General features: G+C 72.2%; 19 protein-coding genes and 1 pseudogene. 9 read left to right on the forward strand and 11 right to left on the reverse strand.

Features of this window, described 5'->3' with window-relative positions; all coding sequences use genetic code 11:
- Window positions 1–75: 75 nt before the first annotated feature.
- From ACIQUR_RS13655 to ACIQUR_RS13680, 6 genes and pseudogenes are all read right to left on the reverse strand, one after another.
- On the reverse strand, window positions 76–1,134 hold the full coding sequence (locus ACIQUR_RS13655) for a BMP family protein (RefSeq protein ID WP_403663162.1): 1,059 nt from the start codon (window positions 1,132–1,134) through the stop codon (window positions 76–78).
- 217 nt (window positions 1,135–1,351) lie between these two features.
- Window positions 1,352–2,596: an amidohydrolase gene (locus ACIQUR_RS13660; RefSeq protein WP_403663918.1), complete on the reverse strand. Its 1,245-nt coding sequence runs from the start codon at window positions 2,594–2,596 to the stop codon at window positions 1,352–1,354.
- Between the two features lie 158 nt (window positions 2,597–2,754).
- Window positions 2,755–3,888, reverse strand: a complete 1,134-nt coding sequence (locus tag ACIQUR_RS13665; protein ID WP_403663165.1) for a hypothetical protein — start codon at window positions 3,886–3,888, stop codon at window positions 2,755–2,757.
- A gap of 44 nt (window positions 3,889–3,932) precedes the next feature.
- Window positions 3,933–4,853 (reverse strand): N-acetylneuraminate synthase family protein, encoded by a 921-nt coding sequence (locus tag ACIQUR_RS13670; RefSeq protein ID WP_403663168.1) that lies wholly within the window; start codon window positions 4,851–4,853, stop codon window positions 3,933–3,935.
- 121 nt (window positions 4,854–4,974) lie between these two features.
- A pseudogene (locus ACIQUR_RS13675) lies at window positions 4,975–5,712 on the reverse strand (cytidylyltransferase domain-containing protein); the annotation flags it as partial.
- Window positions 5,709–7,046 carry a DUF6716 putative glycosyltransferase gene (locus ACIQUR_RS13680; protein WP_403663171.1) on the reverse strand — a complete coding sequence of 446 codons (1,338 nt, stop codon included), beginning with the start codon at window positions 7,044–7,046 and terminating at the stop codon, window positions 5,709–5,711. The gene ACIQUR_RS13680 and the pseudogene ACIQUR_RS13675, both read right to left, overlap by 4 nt.
- 197 nt (window positions 7,047–7,243) lie before the next feature.
- Between ACIQUR_RS13680 and ACIQUR_RS13685 the strand changes: the two genes are divergently transcribed.
- From ACIQUR_RS13685 to ACIQUR_RS13695, 3 genes are read left to right on the forward strand one after another with little or no spacing between them, the layout of a single operon-like run.
- The gene (locus ACIQUR_RS13685) at window positions 7,244–8,218 is read left to right on the forward strand and encodes a glycosyltransferase family 2 protein (protein ID WP_403663174.1); all 975 of its coding nucleotides are present in this window, start codon (window positions 7,244–7,246) and stop codon (window positions 8,216–8,218) included.
- Entirely contained in the window at window positions 8,218–9,576 is a 1,359-nt protein-coding gene (locus ACIQUR_RS13690) for a polysialyltransferase family glycosyltransferase (RefSeq protein ID WP_403663177.1), read from the forward strand. Before ACIQUR_RS13685 ends, ACIQUR_RS13690 begins: the two co-directional genes overlap by 1 nt.
- Window positions 9,573–10,691 (forward strand): acyltransferase family protein, encoded by a 1,119-nt coding sequence (locus ACIQUR_RS13695; RefSeq protein WP_403663180.1) that lies wholly within the window; start codon window positions 9,573–9,575, stop codon window positions 10,689–10,691. The genes ACIQUR_RS13690 and ACIQUR_RS13695 overlap by 4 nt, the downstream gene beginning before the upstream one ends.
- Here ACIQUR_RS13695 and ACIQUR_RS13700 read toward each other — a convergent pair.
- From ACIQUR_RS13700 to ACIQUR_RS13710, 3 genes are all read right to left on the reverse strand, one after another.
- Window positions 10,688–11,305, reverse strand: coding sequence for a Uma2 family endonuclease (locus ACIQUR_RS13700; RefSeq protein ID WP_403663183.1), 618 nt, complete (start codon window positions 11,303–11,305; stop codon window positions 10,688–10,690). The genes ACIQUR_RS13695 and ACIQUR_RS13700 overlap by 4 nt on opposite strands.
- A gap of 86 nt (window positions 11,306–11,391) precedes the next feature.
- The gene (gene leuE, locus ACIQUR_RS13705) at window positions 11,392–12,039 is read right to left on the reverse strand and encodes a leucine efflux protein LeuE (RefSeq protein WP_403663186.1); all 648 of its coding nucleotides are present in this window, start codon (window positions 12,037–12,039) and stop codon (window positions 11,392–11,394) included.
- Between the two features lie 120 nt (window positions 12,040–12,159).
- Window positions 12,160–13,740, reverse strand: a complete 1,581-nt coding sequence (locus ACIQUR_RS13710) for a methylmalonyl-CoA mutase (RefSeq protein ID WP_403663189.1) — start codon at window positions 13,738–13,740, stop codon at window positions 12,160–12,162.
- Between the two features lie 148 nt (window positions 13,741–13,888).
- On the opposite strand from ACIQUR_RS13710, the gene ACIQUR_RS13715 reads away from it, so the two are divergent.
- Window positions 13,889–14,734 (forward strand): peptidoglycan-binding protein, encoded by an 846-nt coding sequence (locus tag ACIQUR_RS13715; RefSeq protein ID WP_403663192.1) that lies wholly within the window; start codon window positions 13,889–13,891, stop codon window positions 14,732–14,734.
- A 169-nt stretch (window positions 14,735–14,903) separates the two neighbouring features.
- Here ACIQUR_RS13715 and ACIQUR_RS13720 read toward each other — a convergent pair whose 3' ends face one another.
- Together ACIQUR_RS13720 and ACIQUR_RS13725 are read right to left on the reverse strand one after the other, a co-directional pair.
- Window positions 14,904–16,010 carry a hypothetical protein gene (locus tag ACIQUR_RS13720; protein WP_403663195.1) on the reverse strand — a complete coding sequence of 369 codons (1,107 nt, stop codon included), beginning with the start codon at window positions 16,008–16,010 and terminating at the stop codon, window positions 14,904–14,906.
- Window positions 16,010–16,675 carry an RNA polymerase sigma factor gene (locus ACIQUR_RS13725; protein ID WP_403663198.1) on the reverse strand — a complete coding sequence of 222 codons (666 nt, stop codon included), beginning with the start codon at window positions 16,673–16,675 and terminating at the stop codon, window positions 16,010–16,012. The genes ACIQUR_RS13720 and ACIQUR_RS13725 overlap by 1 nt, the downstream gene beginning before the upstream one ends.
- A gap of 420 nt (window positions 16,676–17,095) precedes the next feature.
- Between ACIQUR_RS13725 and ACIQUR_RS13730 the strand changes: the two genes are divergently transcribed.
- From ACIQUR_RS13730 to ACIQUR_RS13750, 5 genes are all read left to right on the forward strand, one after another.
- Complete coding sequence (locus tag ACIQUR_RS13730; RefSeq protein WP_403663921.1) at window positions 17,096–17,638, forward strand: 2-oxo-4-hydroxy-4-carboxy-5-ureidoimidazoline decarboxylase; 543 nt, start codon at window positions 17,096–17,098, stop codon at window positions 17,636–17,638.
- A gap of 234 nt (window positions 17,639–17,872) precedes the next feature.
- Window positions 17,873–18,253, forward strand: a complete 381-nt coding sequence (gene sdhC, locus ACIQUR_RS13735) for a succinate dehydrogenase, cytochrome b556 subunit (protein WP_226737533.1) — start codon at window positions 17,873–17,875, stop codon at window positions 18,251–18,253.
- 5 nt (window positions 18,254–18,258) lie between these two features.
- Window positions 18,259–18,738, forward strand: coding sequence for a succinate dehydrogenase hydrophobic membrane anchor subunit (locus ACIQUR_RS13740; RefSeq protein ID WP_403663201.1), 480 nt, complete (start codon window positions 18,259–18,261; stop codon window positions 18,736–18,738).
- Between the two features lie 26 nt (window positions 18,739–18,764).
- Complete coding sequence (sdhA, locus tag ACIQUR_RS13745; RefSeq protein WP_399946331.1) at window positions 18,765–20,519, forward strand: succinate dehydrogenase flavoprotein subunit; 1,755 nt, start codon at window positions 18,765–18,767, stop codon at window positions 20,517–20,519.
- Window positions 20,519–21,277: a succinate dehydrogenase iron-sulfur subunit gene (locus ACIQUR_RS13750; protein ID WP_399946329.1), complete on the forward strand. Its 759-nt coding sequence runs from the start codon at window positions 20,519–20,521 to the stop codon at window positions 21,275–21,277. The genes sdhA and ACIQUR_RS13750 overlap by 1 nt, the downstream gene beginning before the upstream one ends.
- Window positions 21,278–21,343 lie beyond the last annotated feature (66 nt).

The following is a 21,343-nucleotide window of genomic DNA, read 5'->3' on the forward strand; positions in this document are numbered from 1 at the left end:
GATTGAGCCGCAAACGCGGCCCGGGGCCCGGGAGGCGGCACCGCCTGCCTCTCCGGGCCCCGTCCGAACGCGTCCTTACGGAGCGGTCTTGACCTTGATCTTGCCGGCGATGATGTCGGCCTTGGCCTTCTCGACGGCGGCGATGAGCTCGGTCATGCTCTTGTACTGCGGGTTGGAGTCGGCCAGGCCGACGCCGTCCTTGTCCAGACCGTAGCGGACCTCACCGGTCTGCGGCTTGCCGTCCTTGACGGACTTGATCAGGTTGTAGACCGCGTCCGAGACGTCCTTGGTGACGGAGGTCAGGATCTTGTCCTTGTACTTCGCCAGACCGGCCTGGTTGTACTGGTCCGAGTCGACGCCGATGGCCCACTTGCCCGCGGTGGACGCGGCCTCGATGGAGCCCGAGCCGGCGAGACCGGCGGCGGCGTAGACGACGTCCGCGCCCTTGGCGATCTGACCCTGGGCGGCGGCCTTGCCGAGGTCGGGCTTGGCGAAGCCCTCGAAGTTCGGCGGCTGCGACAGGTACTGGGTCAGCACCTCGGCCTTGGGGTTGGTGTCCTTGACGCCCTGGACGTAGCCGGCCTCGAACTTCTTGATCAGCGGGACCTCGACACCGCCGATGAAGCCGACCTTGCCGGTCTTGGACGCCTTGGCGGCGGCCACGCCCGCGAGGTAGGAGCCCTGCTCCTCGTTGAAGACCATGTTGGCGACGTTGGTGCCGGTCACCGAGGTGTCGTCGATGATGCCGAAGGTGGTCTTCGGGAACTTCGGGGCGACCTTCTTGATGGCCGGGGCGTAGGCGAAGCCGACGCCGATGACCGGGTTGGCGCCGGAGCGGGCCAGCTCGGTGAGGCGCTGCACCTTGTCGGCGTCGCTCTCACCCTCGGTCGGCTCGGCCTCCTTGACCTTCACCTTGAGGTCGGCCTGGGCCTTCTCGGCGCCCGCGTACGCGGCGTCGTTGAAGGACTGGTCACCGCGGCCGCCGATGTCGTAGGCGATGGCGGCGGTGGCGGCGGCGGTCGTCGAGTCAGAGGACCCGGCGTCCGTGGACTTCTTGCCACCACAGGCGGTGGCGGTGAGCGCGAGGGCCGCGGACGCGACGCCCACGGTGGCGATCCTGGTGATCCGGCGCAAGGGGAGGCTCCTTCAAAACCTGACCGAAGCGCCACTGACCGGCGCTGGTTTCGCCGCGATCGTAACGCGCGTAGATGTCAGTTAAAGGCCCCTTCAGGAGTCGTTATCGGATCGTCGCGAACCGGACAGTGACCGATCGGTAACCCAACTGGCCCGAAACCTTGTTGCACAAGGCCTTTCCCGGACGTGTACGGCCGGGAAAGGCCTTGTGCGAGATCTAGCCGTTGGCCCGGGCGCGGCGGCCGTCGAGCAGGGCCGCGGCCGTGAACAGTTCGACACCGGTGGTGATGGCGGACTCGTCCACGTCGAAGTCGCCGCGGTGCAGGTCGCGCTTCACCGGATCCCCCGGAGTGCGGACACCCAGACGGGCCATCGCGCCGGGCACGTGCTCCAGGTACCAGGAGAAGTCCTCGCCGCCCAGGCTCTGCTCGGTGTCCTCCACCGAGTGGGCCCCGCAGCGGGCGGCCATGGCGTCGCGGAGCAGCTCGGTCACCACCGGGTCGTTGACGACCGGCGGCACCCCGCGCACGTAGTTGATCTCCGTCTTGGCCCGGTGCATCCCGGCGACCTCGTCGATGGCGGCGTGGATCAGGTCCGGCGCCTCGTGCCACGCGTTCAGGTCCAGGCAGCGCACGGTGCCGCTGAGCTCCGCGGTCATCGGGATGACGTTGCAGGCGTGGCCGGAGGCGATCTTGCCCCAGGTGACGGCCAGCCCTGCGCGGGTGTCGACCCGGCGGGCCAGCAGCGCCGGCACGTCCACGGCGACCCGGGCGGCGGCCGTGACCATGTCCGTGGTCAGGTGCGGGCGGGCGGTGTGGCCGCCGGCACCCTCCAGGGTGATCTCCAGGCGGTCGCAGGCCGAGGTGATCGGCCCGGGCCGCAGGCCGATCCTCCCGGCGTCGACGCGCGGGTCGCAGTGCACGGCGATCATCTGGCCGACGCCGTCCAGCACCCCGGACTCGATGGCGTCGCTGGCGCCGCCGGGCAGCACCTCCTCCGCGGGCTGGAACAGCAGCCGCACGGGCCTGGGCAGCAGCCCCTGGCGGTGCAGCGCGGCCAGCACCAGGCCGGTGCCGAGGACCACGGTGGTGTGCACGTCGTGGCCGCATGCGTGGGCCCGGTCGGGGACGGTGGACCGGTACGGGACGCCGACCTTGGCGTCCGGGATCGGCAGGGCGTCGATGTCCGCACGGAACCCCAGCATCGGCCGCTGCCCGTCCCAGCTCCCGATGTCGCAGATCAGACCGGTCCCGGTCTCCAGTACCCGGGGCCGCAGGCCGGCTTTCTCCAGTCTGGCCTTGATCGCTGCGGTGGTCCGGAACTCCTGGTGGCCCAGCTCCGGGTGCATGTGCAAGTCCCGGCGGAACGCGATCAGTTCGGCTCGCAGGTTCTCCGGGAGCTTGCCGGGCAGCGCGGGTTCGACGGGCTTGCCGGAAAGGACGGTCTGGGACTCGCGGGACATCAACTGGTTCACCCGTTGAAGGGTAGGCGCACCCAGCACCCAACTGGCTGGAGATCAGGAAAAGTTCAGCCCGTTAGGGGAAGAAAAACCGGCTGCTGGGTGCATGACCTTTGTGTCGGGGGGGTAAACTCCGCCGCTCACTCGGCCGACGCGGCCGTTCACGAGGCCGCGCTCGCGGCGAGCCGTCGCACGTCACGGGCGGTGTCGGTGACCCCGGCGAGGAAACTGCGGGCCCTCGGCGAGGCCCCTCCGGTGAGCCAGGCGGGGTCGACGTCGCAGACCGCGACGGTCACGCCGGTGCCGCGGAGTGCGTAGGGCAGCGTGTGGACGACCGTGGACGGAAAGCTGACGATCGTACGTCCGATGGGTCCACGCCGTGCGATGAGTTCGAGCGGCAGGTCGGGGCGGACGATCTCCAGGCCGGTCGCCTCGCTCAGGGTGCGCAGCTTCTCGGGGCTCTCGCGGCGGTGCGCGAAGTACCGGGTCGCCCCGTAGGCCGCGGCGAGGGAGCGTACGGCCGCCAGGTACCGCTCGGGCTCCACGACCCCGGTCTCCACCAGGGAGGTACCGACCAGGTCGGTGCCCTGGGTGAGCCGGGGCGGCCCGAAGGCGGACCGGGTCCAGGCGAACTCGTTCACCCGCAGCTCCACGCCCTCGGGCACGGTGACCGGCATCGAGCTGAAGACCTCGACGCGCCGGCCGGTGCGGGCGGGGGTGAAGCGGCGCCGGGCGGTCGAGGAGACCGGCGCGTACGCGAGCTCCTTGACCTTCCCCGGCAGCCCCTGGGCGCCGACCCGGTGCCAGCGCACCAGCCGCTCGCCCCGGGCGATCTGGCCGGCGAACTCCATGGTGGCCGTGCCGTCGTCCACCACCACCAGCTCGGGCGCCCGCACCAGCGTCAGCAGCAGCTGGACGAAGCGCGAGAAGGGGTCGCCGACCACGATCCGGTCGGCCCGGCGCATCTGCCGGGCCATGGCCCCGACGGCCCGGAAGGGCGCGAGCCGGCCGCCGCGCGCCTCCTGCCAGCGCACCTGGTGCCCCTCGTCGCGGGCCAGCGCGGCCATCCGCCGCAGCTGGCCGCGCGACATGGGGTCCACCGGCGGCAGGACCACGATCCGCAGCCCCTGGAGCGGCGGGACGCGGCGCCCGCCGCGGGTGGGCTGGGCGGGCACGGCGCCGAGGAGCGGCCACTCCGCCTGCGCCGCCGCCTCCGCGTGGGCCCACTCCAGGACGTTCAGGAGCTGTACCGGGCTCTCCACGAGGGCCAGGGTGGACGCGCTGCTCTCACTCACCACGTTCTCCTCGTCTGCTGGTCGTGGGGGCGGGGCGGGGCGGCTCAGACGCCCGCGAGCTCGGGGACCTCGCCCTGGACCCGGCGGAGCTTCCTCATCGGGCCGAGCTCGGACTCGTACACGCGCTTGACGCCGTCGCCGAGGGCGGTCTCGATGGTGCGGATGTCGCGGACCAGGCGGGCGAGGCCGCCGGGCTCGACGGAGGCGGCCTGGTCGGAGCCCCACATCGCGCGGTCGAGGGTGATGTGGCGCTCGACGAAGGCGGCACCCAGGGCGACGGCCGCGAGGGTGGTCTGCAGGCCGGTCTCGTGGCCGCTGTAGCCGATCGGGACGTTCGGGTACTCCTCCATGAGCGTGTTGATCACGCGCAGGTTGAGCTCCTCGGCCTTGGCCGGGTACGTGGAAGTGGCGTGGCAGAGCAGGATGTTGTCGCTGCCGAGCACCTCCACCGCGTGGCGGATCTGCCGGGGGGTGGACATGCCGGTGGAGAGGATCACCGTGCGGCCGGTGGCGCGCAGGGCGCGCAGCAGTTCGTCGTCGGTGAGGGAGGCGGAGGCCACCTTGTGGGCGGGGAGGTCGAACTTCTCCAGGAAGGCGACGGCCTCGGTGTCCCACGGGGAGGCGAACCAGTCGATGCCGCGCTTCGCGCAGTGCTCGTCGATGGCGCGGTACTCGTCCTCGCCGAACTCGACCCGGTGGCGGTAGTCGATGTAGGTCATGCGGCCCCAGGGGGTGTCGCGCTCGATGTCCCACTGGTCGCGCGGGGTGCAGATCTCGGGGGTGCGCTTCTGGAACTTCACGGCGTCGCAGCCGGCCTCGGCCGCGGCGTCGATCAGGGCGAAGGCGTTGCCGAGGTCGCCGTTGTGGTTGATGCCGATCTCGCCGACGACGTAGACGGGCTGCCCCGGGCCGGCGGTGCGGGAGCCGAGGGTGCGCAGGCGCGGGGAGGCGGAGGAGGCGGTCATGGCAGGTGACGTCCTTCGTTTCGGTGCGTGGGGTGCTGGGGCGGGGTGGGGTGGGGAGGGGGTGGGCTCGGGCGGGTCAGGGGTGTGCGGGCTCGGGGTGTGCGGGCTCGGGGTGCGCGACCGGCGAGGCGGGCGGCGCGGCCGGGTCGAGGAGGGGGGCCAGGGCGCGGGCCCGGGCCAGGTCGTGCGGGTCGTCGATCTCCAGGACCCGGGCCGGGTCGGTGCGCACGGGCACGATGTGGCCGAAGAACCGGTGCCCGGAGGCCCGGAAGCCGGGTACGGACATCGCGTACGCGGCGCCGGTCTCCAGCAGGTCCTCGGGACGGTCCTGGCGGCGGGGCCGGTGGGACTCGTCGTGGTTCACGCCGTAGCCGGCGCGGCCGGCCGGCACGGCGGACTCGCGCCAGAGGAAGCCGTGGAAGGGGGCCACGGCCAGCGCGCTGTCGGCTCCCCGGACGGCCACCGCGGCGGCCACCGCGTCGACGTCGGCTGCGGTCAGGAAGGGGCTGGTCGCCTGGACGAGCAGGACCACGTCCACGCTCCGGCCGTGCTGCGCCTCGTACACGTCGAGGGCGTGCAGGACGGCGGACTCGCTGCTCGCGGTGTCGCCGGCGATGTCCGCCGGGCGCGGTACGGCCTCGGCCCCGGCCTCCCGGGCGGCGGCCGCGATGGCCGGGTCGTCGGTGGAGACCACGACGGCGTCGACGTGCCCGGCCGACCGGCAGGCCAGCACCGCGCGGGAGACCAGGGGCAGGCCGCCCACGGGGGCCAGGTTCTTGCCCGGCACGCCCTTGGAGCCGCCCCGGGCGGGGATCACGGCCAGGACGTGCGGGCGGGGTGCGGGATCGGCGGGGCTCACAGTTCTCCCATCCGGCGGATGACGGGGGCCACGCGCTGCACGCCGTGCCGGTACGCGCCGCGGGCCGCGTCGCGCAGCCAGGCGCGCACGGCGCGGCGTACGCGGGAGTCCGCGGCGGCGGGCCGGGCGGTGCCGGGGAGCGGGCGGCCGTCGGTGCCGAGGTGGTGGCGGGCGAGGATGCCGGGCAGGTACCCGGGTGCGGTGGCGAGGGTGTAGTACGGGGCGGGCGCGGGCAGGGCGGGCCGCGCGACGAGCTCGGCGAGCCGCTCGCGCGCGGTGTCGAAGGCGCGCTCGTACGGGCCCTGGGCGATGACGCCCTGGCCGGCCAGCCACGCGGGGTCGGCCACCGGGCGCAGGCCCGCGTCGAGCTGGTCCCAGGAGGCGAGGCAGCCGGAGCCGAGGAAGTGGTGGTTGCCGAGGGCCTCGCGGATGCCGAGGTCGGTGAGGACGGCGGTGGGGACACCCCGGTGCAGGGCTTCGAGCGCGGCCGTCGAGCTGACGGTGACCAGCAGGTCGGTGCGGTCCAGGACCTCGCCCATGTTCCCGTAGACCAGGCGGCAGTTGGCGGGCAGGCCGCCGGGCAGCCTCTCGACGAGGCGCTGGTAGGGCAGCTCTTCGAGGTGCGTGGTGTGCTCGCCGGGCTTGCTCCGCAGCTTGACCAGCACCTCGCGGTCCGGGTGGCGGCGGGCGTGCTGGGCGGCGCGGCGCAGCAAGTACGTGCGGTCGGCGCGGCTCTCCGGCACGGAGGGCTGCGCGGCGAAGACCACGGTGTGGGCGCGGCTGGTGCGCTGCTCGTACGGGCCGCCGCCGAGGAAGGGCAGCGCGGTCTCCGTGACGGCCGAGGCGTCGGCGCCGGCCCCCTCGTACACGGCCCGGAAACGGCCGGCGTCGTGGCGGGAGTTGGCGAGGACGAGGTCGGCGCCGTGGCGCAGCAGGAGGCCGTCGGCGAGCTTCTCGTACACGACGCCCACGTAGCCGGTGACGAGTACGGGGCGCTTCGCGGGGGTGGGCCAGAGGGCGCGGGCGCCGTGCAGCACCGCCTGGACCGCGCCGCCGACGAGGGCGAGGACCACGACGTCGTAGCCGCCCTCCTCGATCTCCGCGAGGAACTCGGCGCAGGTCACCTCGGCCAGCCGGTCGGCCCGGACGCCCACTTCGCCGAGCTGGCGCGCGGTGGGGGTGGCCCGGCCGCGCAGCAGGAATCCGGTGAGGTGGAGGTCGGGAGCGAGGCGTTGCGCGGTGAGTGCGCCCCATTTCCATCGCGTGTCGGAATCGGCGAGTACGGCAACCCGCGTCTTCCCGCCGGCAGTTACGCCGCTGGTACTTTCTGGCACGCTGCGAAGCTATGCGGGAATTCCGGTGATCGGCCCAACGAGCGCTCAACAGCGGGTTAACAGCCCGTCGACGAGATGCGAATGGGGCCGGGAAATACCGGCCGGGCGGGCAGGTTAACCGTCCTGCCATTCTTCGTTCACGCGCCGTCCGCGCACGGTCCATGGTGAATGCCGCGCCAAGTCCTAGTGTCACGCGGGTGGTCAAGCTCTCCGTCGTCGTGCCGTTCTACAACGTGCAGACATACGCACCAGACGCCATCAGAAGCCTGCGCGCGAACGCGCGGGAGGACTTCGAGTTCGTCCTCGTCGACGACCGCTCCACGGACGGGACGCCCGAGCTGCTGGAACGGGCGGCGCGCGAGCTGCCCGGCGCGGTGTACGTCAGACACGAGGTGAACGGGGGCCTGGCGACGGCCCGGAACACCGGCATCGACGCCGCCCGCGGCGAGTACCTCACCTTCATGGACGGCGACGACTGGCTGGCGCCGGGCCACCTGGCCCGCGTACTGGCCGCGATCGAGGCGCTGAGCTGCGATTTCGTCCGCATCGACCATGTGCAGTGCACGGGTACGGCGCGGCTGGTGCAGCGCATCCCGCACGGGCCGCAGGGCGAGGTGTCCTCCCCGCGGGCGGCGATCCTGCCCGCCGACCGGTCGACCTCGGTGGACTACCCGTACGCCTGGGCCGGGATGTACCACCGGCGGCTGGTGGACCGGGGGCTGCTGCACTTCACGGACGGGCTGCGCACCGCGGAGGACCGGCCGTGGATCTGGCGGCTGCACCGGGAGGCGGAGTCCTTCGCGGCGGTCGGCCTGCCGGGGATCTTCTACCGGCGGGGGGTCGCGACCTCGCTGACGCAGATCGGCGACGTACGCCAGCTCGATTTCATCCGGGCATTCGACCAGGTGCTCACGGAAACCGCGAAGGACCGCGATGCGGCCCTTCTGCTGCCGAAGGCAGTTCGAACGTATTGCGCCATCATTTCCCACCACGTGGGTTCCATCGAAAGGTTCGAACCGGCCGTGGCCAAGAAACTCCGCACCATGAGCGCGGCCGCCCTGAAACGAATGCCGCAGGACGTTCTCGACGAGGCCCTCGATTCGATGGACGTGCCCCGCGCCGTGCTGCTGCGCCGGCTGCGCCGCCGTCCCCTGGCGGGGGTGGCCGCCTGATGGCCGCGCGCACCACCCAGGTCTTCCTCGCCTCGACCCTGTACGGGGTCGCCACGCTCGCCGCGGCCCTGGACGCCGGCCGTTTCGGGGCCGCCGACCGCCGGGTGCTGCTGGTCAGCAACAACGCGGCCGTGCCCGAGACCACGCCGGGGCCGGCGGCGATGCCGGGCTTCGAGCGGCTGCGGACGCGCTTCGACGACGTACGGGACTGGAACGCGACGATCGAGCCCTTCCACCCGTCCGGCTGGCTGCCCCGCCCCGAGGACGCCCCGCTGTGGGAGCGGCAGCTGCGCCGGCTCTGGGACCTGGGCGAGGACCGGGTCGAGCTGGTCGTCGAGTCCATCCAGGTCGCCCCGGCCCAGGCGGTGGTCCAGCTCTTCCCCGGCGCGCCCGTCGAGGTCTACGCCGACGGGCTGATGAGCTACGGGCCGACCCGCAACAAGCTGGACCCCCAGATCGGCGGCCGGGTGCGCCGGCTGCTCCACCTCGACCTGGTGCCCGGACTCGAACCGCTGCTGCTCACCGAGTTCGGCGTGCCCGCGGAGCTGGTGCCGGCGGAGTCCTTCCTGAAGGTCCTGGCCGAACTCGCCGAGGACGCCGCGGACACCGACGGCTTCGGGATCGGCCGGGCCCCGGCCGTGCTGCTCGGGCAGTACCTGTCCGCGCTCGGGCTGCTCACTGCGGAGGAAGAGGAGGAACTGCACGTGGGGCTGGTCCGCGGCGCCCATGCGCTCGGCCACGGCGAGCTGGTCTTCAAGCCCCACCCCAGTGCCCCGGCCCGCTGGTCGCGCCGGGTCGAGGAGGAGGCGGAGCGCCTTGGCGCCCGGCTGACGGTGGTCGACACCCCGGTGCTGGCCGAGGTGCTGTACCAGCGGCTGCGCCCGGCGCTGGTGGCCGGCTGCTTCTCGACCGGGCTGCTGACCGCCTCCACCCTGTACGGGATCCCGGTCGCCAGGACCGGGACGGGGCCGCTGCTGGACCGGGTCACCCCGTACCAGAACAGCAACCGGGTGCCGCTGACCATCGTGGACGCGCTGCTGCCGGAGCTGGCCGAGCCGGCCGCCGTGCGCGGCTGGACCCCGCCGGGGCCGGCCGCGGTGGCCGAGCTGTCCTCGCTGGTGACGGCCGTCGGGTACGCCATGCAGGCGCAGCTCCTGACCGGCCGGCGGGCCGACGCGGAGCGGTACCTCGCGACGCGGCTGGACGAGCGGACCTGGCGGTACTTCAAGCGCCGGCGGCTGACCGCGCTGGGGCTGCCGGGCGCGGTGCCCGCGCAGCTGGCCTTCATCCCGCGCAGCCCGGCCGTGCGGCGCGTGGTGCGCCGGGTGCGGCACCTGCGACGGGCGGCGCTGGGGTGACGGCCCCGGCTCCGGCGGCGGCTGCCACCGCACCCGCGCCGATACCGGAGCGGCGGCCCGTACCCGGGCGGGGCGGCCGGCTGCGGGCCCTGGACGGGCTGCGGCTGCTGGCCGCCCTGATGGTGGCCGGGTACCACTACGCCGGCCGGGGCGGGGAGGTCGCCGGGTCCTGGGGCGCCTCGCCGCGGGAGCTGTTCCCGACGGCGTCGCCCTGGCTGGCGTACGGCTGCCTCGGCGTCCAGATCTTCTTCGTGATCAGCGGCTTCGTGATCTGCATGAGTGCCTGGGAGCGCCCGCTGCGGTCGTTCCTGGCCTCCCGGGTGGCGCGGCTCTACCCCGCGTACTGGGCTGCGGTCGTGCTGGTGACGGCCGTCTTCGCGCTGCCCTGGCTGCCGTACGAGCGGCTGGGGCTCAGCGACGTGCTGGTGAACCTGACGATGCTCCAGCAGCCGGTGGGCGCGGAGCGCGTGCTGGGGGTGTGCTGGACGCTCTGGGCGGAGCTGCGCTTCTACGTCCTCTTCGCGCTCTGTGTGGTGCTGCCGGGCGGTGGACGCCGGCGGACGCTGCTGTTCTGCGGGGTGTGGACGTCGGCCGCGGCCCTGGCGGACGCGTCCGGCCAGCCGTTCCTGACGCAGGCGCTGATGCCGGAGTACGCGCCGTTCTTCGTCGGCGGCATCGGGCTGTACCTGGTGCACCGCGACCGCCGGGACGTCCTGGCCTGGGGCGTGGCGGCGAGCGGCTGGCTGATCGGCCAGCACTACGCGGTGGCGGGCCTGTGGCACGCGCCGGACCCGCGGTTCTTCTCGTACCGCAGCGCCGCGGTGATCGTCGCGGTGGTGACGGCCGGCTTCGTGGCGGTGGCCCTGATCGCGCTGGGCGCCCTCCGCTGGGCGGACTGGCGGTGGCTGACGGTGGCGGGAGCGCTGACGTACCCCTTCTACCTGGTCCACGAGCACCTGGGCTGGGTGGCGATCCGGGTCCTGCGCCGCCACCTGGACCTCCCGCCGGCCCTGGTCTTCTGGACCACCGTCACCGGCATGCTGGCCCTGGCCTGGCTCCTCCACCGCTGGGTGGAACGCCCGCTGACCCCCCGCCTGCGCAAGGCGCTGGGTTAGGGGGCGTCCGGACCCTCGCCGTCGAGCAGCCGGTCCACCGACAACTCGACGCTCACCCCCAGCGATTCGGGCAGGAGGACGGCCATCCCCCGCTTGAAGACCTCCCTGGACTTGTACGCCTTGCCGCGCGGCTGCGTGTACAGCAGGACCTCCTGGTGCCGACGGTCGGCGACCAGGTACACGGGAACACCCGCTTGGGCATAGGTGTCGACCTTGGTCCCGAGATCGTCTGCCCAGTTCGACGAGGTGATCTCGATGACGAGGCGGAAGACGTGGGGCGCATAACAGTTCTTCTGCACCTTCGCGTCCAGGAAGTCTTCCTCCACCAGAGCGAAGTCCGGGACGGCGTAGTCCTCCGGTCCGGTGGGAAGCCAGAGGCCGACGCCCTGGACGGAGCGGAGCCCGGCGTCCTCGTCACCCGCGGCGAAGAACTTCCTCATCACCCAGGTCAGAGAGAGCGCGTGCTCTCCGTCAGCCGGCGGTGTCGCAGTGAGCCTCCCTTGGAGGATCTCCACTCGGTGCCCCGGCAGCGCGCTGGAGAGCTGATCGGCGGCCTCGCCGATCGTCATCTCGTGCTGGATCACGGCCATGGCGTCCTCCTTCTGGGGGCTCATCCTTCACGAGCGTATCCGCGCCCGTCGGGGTTCCGCCCCTGTTCACCCGTACGGGATATGCCGTTGGCGCATGCCCCGCAGGGGCGTCAGCCCGTGGCCAGCTTGGCCGCGAAGCCCAGGAACAGGACGCCCACGGCGGAGGTGGCGCCGGCGGACAGGCGCTTGCGGCGGCGGAAGGCGGCGGCCAGCCGGGTGCCGCCGAATATCAGCACCGAGAGGTAGAGCACGCTGGCCGCCTGCGTCAGCACGCCGAGCAGCAGGAAGGACAGCGCGGGGTAGGCGTAGTCCGGGTCCACGAACTGCACGAAGAAGGACAGCAGGAACAGGATGGCCTTGGGGTTGAGCAGGCTGATCAGCAGCGCGCGCCGGTACGGGCGCTCGGAGTCGGCCGGCGGCTCGCCGGTCATGATCTCCTCCTGCCGGGCCCTCCGCTCCCGCCACATCGCCCACGCCCCGCGCATCATGCCCACGGCCAGCCACGCGAGGTAGCCCGCGCCGAGGTACTTCACGATGCCGAACAGCACCGGGTTGGCCTGGAGCAGCGAGGCCGCGCCGGCCGCGGCCAGCACCATCAGCACGGTGTCGCCGGTCCACACGCCGGCGGCCGCCTTGAAGCCCGTCCGCACGCCGCGGCGGGCGGCCACGGACAGCACGTACAGCGAGTTGGGCCCCGGCAGCAGAATGATCAGCACCAGGCCGGCGAGATAGGTCGGAAGATCGGTCACACCCAGCATTCCGCGAGTGTCGCACGCGGGTACGACACCTCCGGAGACATTTCCATAACGTGAGACGCACCTGTACAGCCGCGGGCCCGGCCGTGCGTCGGAGCGCCGGCGCCGCCCCGTGCCGCCGCCTCAGAACGCGTCCGCCGGGACGTACGTGCCCCACACCTCCCGCAGCGCCCCGCACACCTCCCCGACCGTGGCCCGGGCCCGCAGCGCCTCCCGCATCGGGTAGAGCACGTTGTCCGTGCCGGCCGCCGTGCGCCGCAGATCCGCCAGCGCCGCCGCGACCGCACCCCCGTCCCGCCCGGCGCGCAGCCGGGCCAGCCGCTCGGCCTGCCGGGCCTCGATGGCCGGGTCGACGCGCAGCGGCTCGTACGGCTCCTCCTCGTCCAGCGTGAAGCGGTTCACCCCGACCACCACCCGCTCGGCGCGGTCGGTCTCCTGGGCGATCCGGTACGCGCTGCGCTCGATCTCGCCCTTCTGGAAGCCGCGCTCGATGGCGGCGACCGCCCCGCCCATCTCCTCGACCCGCTCCATCAGCGCGAGGGCCGCCGCCTCCACGTCGTCCGTCATCCGCTCGACCACGTAGGACCCGGCGAAGGGGTCGACGGTGGCGGTCACGTCCGTCTCGTACGCCAGCACCTGCTGGGTGCGCAGCGCCAGCCGCGCCGCCTTGTCCGTCGGCAGGGCGATGGCCTCGTCGAAGGAGTTCGTGTGCAGGGACTGGGTGCCGCCGAGCACCGCCGCGAGCCCCTGGACCGCCACCCTGACCAGGTTCACCTCCGGCTGCTGGGCCGTCAGCTGGACCCCGGCCGTCTGGGTGTGGAAGCGCAGCATCTGCGACTTGGGGTCGCGCGCCCCGAACTCCTCGCGCATCAGCCGGGCCCAGATCCGCCGGGCCGCCCGGAATTTGGCCACCTCCTCCAGGAGGGTGGTCCTGGCCACGAAGAAGAAGGACAGGCGCGGGGCGAAGTCGTCGACGTCCATGCCGGCGGCGAGGGCGGTGCGCACGTACTCCACCCCGTCGGCCAGCGTGAAGGCGATCTCCTGCGCGGGCGTGGCCCCGGCCTCCGCCATGTGGTAGCCCGAGATGGAGATGGTGTTCCACTTCGGCATCTCGGCCCGGCAGTACCGGAAGACGTCCGCGGTCAGCCGCAGGGACGGCTTGGGCGGGAAGATGTACGTCCCCCGCGCGATGTACTCCTTGAGCACGTCGTTCTGTACGGTGCCGGTCAGCCGGTCGGCGGGCACGCCCTGCTCCTCCGCCACCAGCTGGTAGAGCAGCAGGAGCACGGCGGCGGGCGCGTTGATGGTCATCGAGGTGGAGACCCGGTCGAGCGGGATGCCGTCGAAGAGCACGGCCATGTCCTCGACGGAGTCGACGGCCACGCCCACCTTGCCGACCTCGCCGTGCGCGATCGGCGCGTCGGAGTCGTGGCCCATCTGGGTGGGCAGGTCGAAGGCGACGGACAGCCCGTGCGTGCCGGCCTCGATCAGCCGGCGGTACCGGGCGTTGGACTCGGCGGCGGTGCCGAACCCCGCGTACTGGCGCATGGTCCAGGGCCGTCCGGTGTACATCGTCGGGTAGACCCCGCGGGTGAACGGGTAGGCGCCCGGCTCGCCGAGGCGTTCCGCCGGGTCCCAGTCCCGCAGCGCCTCCGGCCCGTACACCGGCTCGATGGGGATGCCCGACTCCGACTGCCGCGCCATTGTTATCGCTCCTCCGTAGAGCTCATGAGCCGCGTACTGGTACAACCTGTCCCGCTACGGCGCCGTTCGCAACCACGCGCGCCCGGGAAGCATCCCTACGTACAAACACGCAGAAATCGGGGGGCAACACATGCACCGCCAGAGAGTCATGGGAAGAGCGCTCGTCGCGGCGGTCGCCGTCGCGGTCGCGGCCGGATGCGGACCGCAGAAGGCGGAGGGCGCGGGCACGGCGACGCCGAGCGCCGGCCGCAGCGGGACGGCGGCCCCGAGCGCGAGCGCCTCCCAGGACGACAAGCCGGGGCCCTCCGCGTCCGCCGACCCCTCCGAGTCGGCGTCCCCCTCCGCCTCCACGTCCCCGGCGCCCAAGGCCCTGATGGCCGAGGGCACGGAGAACGAGCAGGTCCGCGAGCTCCAGGCGCGGCTGAAGCAGCTGGACTACTTCAAGCGCTCCCCCACCGGCTTCTACGGCTCCATCACCAGCACCGCGGTGCGCGGCTTCCAGGAGAAGCGCTCGCTCCCGGCCACCGGCAGCGTCGACCAGGCCACCTGGGACAAGCTGGTCGCGATGACGCGCAAGCCCACCGCGAACGAGCTGCGCCCGCCGACCACCAACGAGCTGGACACGCCGGACCCGCGCTGCATGACGGGCCGCGTCATGTGCATCAGCAAGGAGAGCCGGACCCTCGCCTGGATGATCGACGGCAAGGTCCAGATGGCCTTCGACGTGCGCTTCGGCTCCGAGAACACGCCCACCCGCGAGGGCCAGTTCAACGTGGAGTGGAAGGCGCGGGAGTGGACGTCGACGCTGTACCACACGCCGATGCCGTACGCGATGTTCTTCAGCCGGGGCCAGGCGGTGCACTACTCGGCCGACTTCGCGGCCCGCGGTTACGCGGGCGCCTCGCACGGCTGTGTGAACGTGCGGGACAAGGCGAAGCTGTCGTCGCTGTTCGACCAGGTGAAGGTCGGCGACAAGGTCGTCGTCTACTGGTGACGGAGACGGTCTGAAGGGGTGGCGCGGACGGGGCCGGGGGAACGTGCCCCGCCCGCGCCGGGTGCGCGGAGCCCAGGGGTACGGGGGGAACCCCGGCTCACGCGCCGCCGATGACCAGTCGGCTCGTTATGTACTGCGCCGGGGGCTCGAAAAGTGTTACAGCCCCTCGTCACCGGCTCGCGAAAGCCGGCGCGGAGGACGTGCGGGCGCTCGGTTCCGGGGCCGGGCGGGCGGTGTTGTCCGCCGTGGCGCCCGCGGCCCCGGTGCCTTCGCGCACCGTGGACTTCGTGAGCTTCGTGGAGAAGCCGAGGGTGGTGGAGCCGCCCTTGCCGCCGCCGGTGTCGCCCGTACCGCCGGTGTCGCCCGTGCCGCCGGTGCCGCCGGAGCCGCCGCCGGTCTCGCCGGTGCCGCCGCCGGGGCGGCCGCGGTCGTCCTCGCCGTCACGGTCGCCCGTGCCGCCGGTGCCGAGCAGCTTGGCGCAGTAGTTCTCCAGCCGGGTGCCGCGGGCGGCCTTCTCCAGGTCGAGCCGGTTGGCGCGGTCGAGGCGCCCGGCCTGCAGGTCCTTGCAGCTGGCGCGGAGCCTGGTGGTGGACTGCCCGGTGGTGTCCCCGCCCTCGCCGCCGTCCTTCTTCTGGGGGTCCTCGGTGCTCGGGGTGCCGGCCGTCGCGCCGGGTCCCGTGGTGGCGCCGCCGGCGGACGGAGTGGCGGTGGGGTCCGCGCCGGGGGTGTCGGGGAGCAGGCGCGGGGTGAGCGGCTCGCCCGTGCCGCCGATGGTGTCCGCGGTGGGTCCGGTCAGCTCCGGCGAGGGCTCCAGGGAGACGGAGACCGAGGGCGCGGGGCCGGCGATCACGGGCATGTCGGGCAGCAGACCGGTGGTCGCGGCCGCGGCGACGCCGCCGATCGTCAGTCCGGCGACGGCGGCGGCGAGGCCGAAGCGCAGGGAGCGGCGCGCGGAGCGGGACCGGGGGCGCCGGTCGCCCGCGGGGCGGCCGGTCAGCGGGGTCAGCTCGGCCGTCTCCACGGGGCTCGCGACCGGGCGTACGGCCTGGTGGCCGGGCGTGTCCTGGGCGCGCGCGGCCAGGAAGGCGGCCACGGCGGCGGCCTCGCCGGGCAGTTCGGTGCCGGGGCGGGCGGGCGGTACGAGCGAGGCGAGGGCGTCGGCCAGACGGGCGGCTTCGGCGCGGCCGCGCGCGTCGCCCCCGGGCAGGACGGGTTCGCCGCGCAGCAGTTGTTCCGCCGCGGGCCCGTCGAGCCAGTCGTAGCGATCGTCGGCCATCACATGTCCTTCTGCGTCCGCCAACGGGAATGCGTCACACCGGTCCGCTCCCCGTCGCCGCGGCCGGGGCCGCGCTGCGCCGGTACGGCGTCCAGGTCCCCGGCATTATCGCCGAACTCGGTGCCCATCAGTTCGGCGAGCTTCTTCAGCCCGCGGTGTGCGGCGGTGCGCACGGCTCCGGGGCGCTTCCCGAGGGTCTCGGCGGCGCTCTTGGCGTCCAGTCCGACCACCACGCGCAGGACGACGGCCTCGGCCTGGTCCTGGGGCAGCCGGGCGATCAGGGCCATGGTGTTGCCGGTGGCGAGCGCCTCCATGGCCTCGCCGGCGGTGTCGCAGTCGGCGGCCCGGCCGGTCAGCTCGGTCTCGTCGCCGCCCACCGCGGGGCGTCTGCCCCGCATGCGTATGTGGTCGAGGGCCCGGTTGCGCGCGATGCGCGCGGCCCAGCCCCGGAAGCGGTCGGCGTCGCCGCTGAACGTGGCGAGGTCGCGGGCGATCTGGAGCCACGCCTCCGACGTGACGTCCTCGGCCTCCGCGTCCCCGACGAGTGTGCGTACGTACCCGAGCAGGCGCGGGTGCACCGTGCGGTACACAGTCCGGAACGCGCTCTCGTCGCCGTCCTGTGCCGCGAGCACCGCGGCGGTCAGCTCCGCGTCGTCCCCCAGCAAGTCCCCAACCCGTTCACTGTCCTGTACGTCCTGCGCAAATCAGCACGTTACGGCTTTCAAGTACCTCTCGTCCACGACTTGTACAACCAGCAACCATCTGTGCGCGAAGCGAGGTGTGACACAAAACGCAGTCCGGACGCTGACAGGTATACGGGCTTGTCGCACGAGCCCGTAACGGACGGCGGCCGGGGCCTCTCCTGTGGGGGGTGGCGGCCTCGGTCGCCTTCCGGACCCTCTCACGTCCCGCCGGACCCTCTCACGTCCCGCGGGGACCACCGTACGGACCCGGCCATGATCGCGGCCACCCGGGCAGGTTCCCCCGCTCCAGCGGACCTCCGGACTCTTCCGAGTGAAATCCCCGGATCGGGCGCATGACCTCCTCGGGCCCTCGATAGCGTTGCGGCACACCCCCGTCTCGCCCTGAGGAGCCCCCCGCTGTCCAGTCCGATTCCGGCACAGGTCCGCGGCGCCCCGGGGCTCGCCTGGTTCAACACCGCCCCCGCCGCGGCCGCCGAGGCCGCGCTGCTGGAGTGCTGCGGCAGCCGCCGCTGGGCGCACCGGGTGGCGGCGCACCGCCCCTACCCGGACCTGGAGGCGCTGCTGGCCGCCTCCGACGAGGCCGGGTACGACCTCTCGCAGGCCGATCTCGCCGAGGCGCTGGCCGACGAGGCCTCGGCCGACCTGCACCACGGCGCCCCGCCCGCGGCCCACCTGGCGCTGCGGGCGGCCCACGCGGCGTACGAGGCGACCTTCGGGTACGCCTTCGTCATCTGCCTGGACGGCATCCCCGCGGCCGAGCACCCGGCCCAGGTGCTGGCCGGGATCAGGGGGCGGCTCGGCCACGAGAAGGACGAGGAGCGGTCGGTCGCGGCGGACGAACTGCGGCGGCTGGCGCGGGGCCGGCTGCGGGCGATGCTCGGCGCTGACCTGACCTTCTGCGGACCTGACACACCGGCACGCTGACCTGACGGACTCGCGTGGCGGATTCCCGGGCACCTTGCCCCGGAAGTGACCGTTATGCACCGGTCGGATGGTCCGTCCGGGGCGCTTTGGCTGCCGGTTTGATCACACCGTCGGACCCCGGGCGAGGGAACCGACAACTCGTCGCTACGATGTCGGGGGCCGGTGGACCGTACCCGGCCGGGCCCGACCGACAACGAAGCCGGCGGCCCTCGCCTCGCTTCCGGAGGGTTTTCCGTGCCGGCTGGAACGTTGTACCGCGGCCGGGAAGGCATGTGGTCGTGGGTGGCTCACCGAGTCACCGGCGTCCTCATCTTCTTCTTCCTGTTCGTACACGTCCTCGACACCGCTCTCGTCCGCGTCTCCCCCGAGGCGTACGACGATGTCGTGGCTACCTACAAGACCCCGATTGTCGCGCTGCTGGAGTACGGCCTCGTCGCCGCCATCCTCTTCCACGCGCTCAACGGACTCCGTGTCATCGCCGTGGACTTCTGGTCCAAGGGCCCCCGCTACCAGAAGCAGATGCTCTGGACCGTCGTGGGCGTCTGGGTCGTGCTGATGGCCGGGGCTCTGTACCCCGTGCTTGGTCACGCAGCTGCCGAACTGTTCGGGAAGTGACACTGATGTCTGCTGACACCTCTTCTTCCGCGCTCGGTGACGTCGAGGCCGTGAGCCTGTACGACGCCGAGAACCCGGCCCCGTACATCGAGGCCCCGCGCAAGCGCACCTCCAAGACGCCCCGCGCCACGCGCGGCAACTTCGAGATGGCCGCCTGGCTCTTCATGCGCCTCTCGGGCATCGTCCTGGTCGTCCTGGTCATCGGCCACCTGCTGATCCAGCTGGTGCTCGACGGCGGCGTCTCGAAGATCGGCTTCGCGTTCGTCGCGGGCCGCTGGGCCTCGCCCTTCTGGCAGGTCTGGGACCTGCTGATGCTGTGGCTGGCGATGCTGCACGGCGCGAACGGCCTGCGTACCGTCATCAACGACTACGCGGAGCGCGCCAACACGCGGCTGTGGCTGAAGGGCCTGCTCTACACCGCCACGGTGTTCACCATCCTTCTGGGCACGCTGGTGATCTTCACCTTCGACCCGAACATCCGCTAGGCAACGGGGCTGAGGCGAAAAATCTCATGAAGATCCACAAGTACGACACCGTCATCGTCGGCGCCGGCGGCGCCGGCATGCGCGCCGCCATCGAGGCCACCAAGCGCAGCCGCACCGCCGTGCTGACGAAGCTCTACCCCACCCGCTCCCACACGGGCGCCGCGCAGGGCGGCATGGCCGCCGCGCTGGCGAACGTGGAGGAGGACAACTGGGAGTGGCACACCTTCGACACCGTCAAGGGCGGTGACTACCTGGTCGACCAGGACGCCGCCGAGATCCTGGCGAAGGAGGCCATCGACGCCGTCCTCGACCTGGAGAAGATGGGCCTGCCGTTCAACCGCACGCCGGACGGCATGATCGACCAGCGCCGCTTCGGCGGTCACTCCCGCGCCCACGGCGAGGCGCCGGTCCGCCGGTCCTGCTACGCCGCGGACCGCACCGGCCACATGATCCTCCAGACGCTGTACCAGAACTGCGTCAAGGAGGGCGTGGAGTTCTTCAACGAGTTCTACGTCCTGGACCAGCTGATCACCGAGGTCGACGGCGTCAAGCACTCGGCCGGTGTGGTCGCGTACGAGCTGGCCACCGGCGAGATCCACGTCTTCCAGGCGAAGGCCGTCATCTACGCCTCCGGCGGCAACGGCAAGTTCTTCAAGGTGACCTCCAACGCGCACACCCTCACCGGTGACGGCCAGGCGGCCTGCTACCGGCGCGGCCTGCCGCTGGAGGACATGGAGTTCTTCCAGTTCCACCCGACGGGCATCTGGCGCATGGGCATCCTGCTGACGGAGGGCGCCCGTGGTGAGGGCGGCATCCTCCGCAACAAGGACGGCGAGCGCTTCATGGAGAAGTACGCGCCGGTCATGAAGGACCTCGCGTCCCGTGACGTCGTCTCGCGCTCCATCTACACGGAGATCCGCGAGGGCCGCGGCTGCGGTCCCGAGGGCGACCACGTCTACCTGGACCTGACGCACCTCCCGCCGGAGCAGCTGGACGCCAAGCTCCCGGACATCACCGAGTTCGCGCGTACGTACCTCGGCATCGAGCCGTACACGGACCCGATCCCGATCCAGCCCACCGCGCACTACGCCATGGGCGGCCTCCCGACCAACGTCCAGGGTGAGGTCCTCTCGGACAACACCACGGTCGTCCCGGGCCTGTACGCCGCCGGCGAGGTGGCCTGCGTGTCGGTGCACGGCGCCAACCGCCTGGGCACCAACTCGCTGCTGGACATCAACGTCTTCGGCAAGCGCTCCGGCATCGCCGCCGCGAAGTACGCCGCCGAGAACGACTACGTGGAGCTGCCGGAGAACCCGGCCCAGCTCGTGGTCGACCTCGTCGAGCGGCTGCGCTCCTCCACGGGCCACGAGCGGGTCGCCGACCTGCGCAACGAGCTCCAGGAGACGATGGACGCGAACGTGTCCGTGTTCCGCACCGAGCAGACCATCAAGACCGCGGTCGAGAAGGTCGCCGAGCTGCGCGAGCGGTACAAGAACGTCTCGATCCAGGACAAGGGCAAGCGGTTCAACACGGACCTGCTGGAGGCCATCGAGCTGGGCAACCTGCTCGACCTGGCCGAGGTCATGGCCGTGTCCGCCCTGGCCCGCAAGGAGTCCCGCGGTGGTCACTACCGCGAGGACTACCCGAACCGCGACGACGTCAACTTCATGCGCCACACCATGGCGTACCGCGAGGTCGGCGACGACGGCACGGACTCGGTCCGCCTCGACTACAAGCCGGTCGTCACCACCCGCTACCAGCCGATGGAGCGTAAGTACTGATGGCTACCCCGACCCTGGACAAGGTTGAGGCGGAGTCCGCCGCCTCCCCGTACATCACGGTCACCTTCCGGATCCGCCGCTACAACCCCGAGGTCTCGGCCGAGGCGGAGTGGCAGGACTTCCAGATCGAGATCGACCCGAAGGAGCGGGTGCTCGACGGCCTCCACAAGATCAAGTGGGAGCTCGACGGCACGCTGACCTTCCGCCGCTCGTGCGCGCACGGCATCTGCGGCTCCGACGCGATGCGGATCAACGGCAAGAACAGGCTCGCCTGCAAGACGCTGATCAAGGACATCAACCCGGAGAAGCCGATCACGGTCGAGGCCATCAAGGGCCTGACGGTGATGAAGGACCTCGTGGTCGACATGGAGCCCTTCTTCCAGGCCTACCGCGACGTCATGCCGTTCCTGGTCACCAAGGGCAACGAGCCGACGCGCGAGCGCCTGCAGTCCGCCGAGGACCGCGAGCGCTTCGACGACACCACCAAGTGCATCCTGTGCGCCGCGTGCACGTCCTCGTGCCCGGTGTTCTGGAACGACGGCCAGTACTTCGGCCCGGCGGCGATCGTCAACGCGCACCGCTTCATCTTCGACTCGCGTGACGAGGCGGGTGAGCAGCGCCTGGAGATCCTGAACGACAAGGACGGCGTGTGGCGCTGCCGCACGACCTTCAACTGCACCGACGCCTGCCCGCGCGGCATCGAGATCACCAAGGCGATCCAGGAAGTCAAGCGCGCGCTGATCACGCGCCGCTTCTGACCTTCCCGGTCCCGCTCGTACGAGGGCCCCGCACCCGGCTTCAGACCGGGCGCGGGGCCCTCGCCC

The organism is Streptomyces sp. NPDC101132 (assembly GCF_044759225.1).
Lineage (GTDB): Bacteria > Actinomycetota > Actinomycetes > Streptomycetales > Streptomycetaceae > Streptomyces.